Raw genomic sequence first — 1380 nt, forward strand, 5'->3', positions numbered from 1 at the left:
GCTGCTTTCGGTTTCATACATCAGCATATGCAGTGTATCTAAAGCGGTATAGGCGCGGCAAAGCGTTTCGTAGCCATCTTCACTCATCATATAATTCATCGCTTAGCCCTCCAAGCCTAAAGATTGTTGACCGTTTGCCGATGCCAGCGCATGGCGGTTGCGGTATTTCGGGTCGGGCCGGTAGTCGGTCAAGCCCAAATCGGCCAACTGTTTCAGGCGCAGGCGCACATTCGACGGCGCAATCCCCAGCAGTTTGGCGGCTTCCGCCTGATTCAAGCCCATATCCACATAGCGCAGCAGACGCGCCATATCGGGGCGGGTGGCCAGATAAGCCGCTTTCAGCTTTTCAAGAGTGTAGGCATCGGCAGCCGGCTCGGCCAGTTTTTCTTTTGCCCAAGCGCGAAAGGCTTTGGCGTTGGGTGTGTTGGCGAAAAAACTCAGCAGGTTGCAGCCGGAATGGGAGAAAATGCGGGTTTTACGGCCTTGACCCTGAACCATCAAATTGATGGTGCAGCTATCTTTCTCTGTAAATTCATCGATATGACGGTTATAAAGATTGGTTACGCCGTCGCGGGCGCGTTTGTCGGAGAAACCCAAAGCCAAGCCGAGCTGTTCGGCGGTCAGCCATTTGCCGCCGTTGTGGTCGATAATGGCAATTTGGGAAGGGTTGAATTGTGATACAAGTGTGTTCATGGTATGATTACCTTTCTTTTAGAGTGCATTTAAAAGACAGAGAAAGAATGTTTCCGCATTGCTTTCTCATACTCCCCACCAAGTTTCCGCTTGGTGGGGATTTCATTACAGCGGTGTTCTGCTGTTGGGATTATAATATATGTTCCCACATAATTAATCAAGTTGTTTTTCTAGCTTTTCTCGAAGTTTTTCTTTAACCCATTGAGAAAAATCAATATTATTTGCAACATCCAAAATATCTTTTTCTGTTTCTAGGTTAAATGAGACTTTTTTTGTAGTGCGCTTTGCCTCAGCCCGTTTTCGATACTCAGCCAATTTTTCATCAACCATAGGCATACTCCTTGATTTTTAAAACGTTTGGCGGTATAGTGTTTGAAAGTTTGGAGGAAGGGGCAGCGGTGTTCTGCCGCCCCTTTTGCTACAAGTGATTTACATTAGTAAGCTTTTGCCGAGATTACCAACAAAATCACTAAGATTAGGATTTTAACCACATTCATCACCTCCTTTCTTTTTTGATTCCCGCCGCCTCCAACGGCGGGTTTCTTATTTCCTAATCCATGAAATGAATTATATATGTAGGAACATAATAAGTCAAGCATTTTCCCAAAAAAACCACGCAAAAAGGCCGTCTGAAACAGCGTTAAATCTGTTTCAGACGGCCTTTAATCCTACCTTAAACGTCCCAGC

At 45.8% G+C, this 1380-nt stretch carries 2 protein-coding genes; both read right to left on the minus strand.

Translation table 11 applies throughout. The annotated features are described in order from the left end of the window. Positions 1–102: 102 nt before the first annotated feature. Entirely contained in the window at positions 103–693 is a 591-nt protein-coding gene (locus tag CRG49_RS12895; RefSeq protein WP_095501884.1) for a BRO family protein, read from the minus strand. A gap of 153 nt (positions 694–846) precedes the next feature. Then, on the minus strand, positions 847–1023 hold the full coding sequence (locus CRG49_RS13430) for a hypothetical protein (RefSeq protein ID WP_095501883.1): 177 nt from the start codon (positions 1021–1023) through the stop codon (positions 847–849). Between the last annotated feature and the right edge of the window lie 357 nt (positions 1024–1380).

Origin of the sequence: Neisseria sp. N95_16, from assembly GCF_002551535.2 — a bacterium.
Taxonomy (GTDB): domain Bacteria; phylum Pseudomonadota; class Gammaproteobacteria; order Burkholderiales; family Neisseriaceae; genus Neisseria; species Neisseria brasiliensis.

What these genes read in the sequence shown, in the direction of transcription:
- CRG49_RS12895 (WP_095501884.1), bottom strand. Translation starts at nt 693, where the DNA reads ATGAACACACTTGTATCACAATTCAACCCTTCCCAAATTGCCATTATC.
- CRG49_RS13430 (WP_095501883.1), bottom strand. Translation starts at nt 1,023, where the DNA reads ATGGTTGATGAAAAATTGGCTGAGTATCGAAAACGGGCTGAGGCAAAG.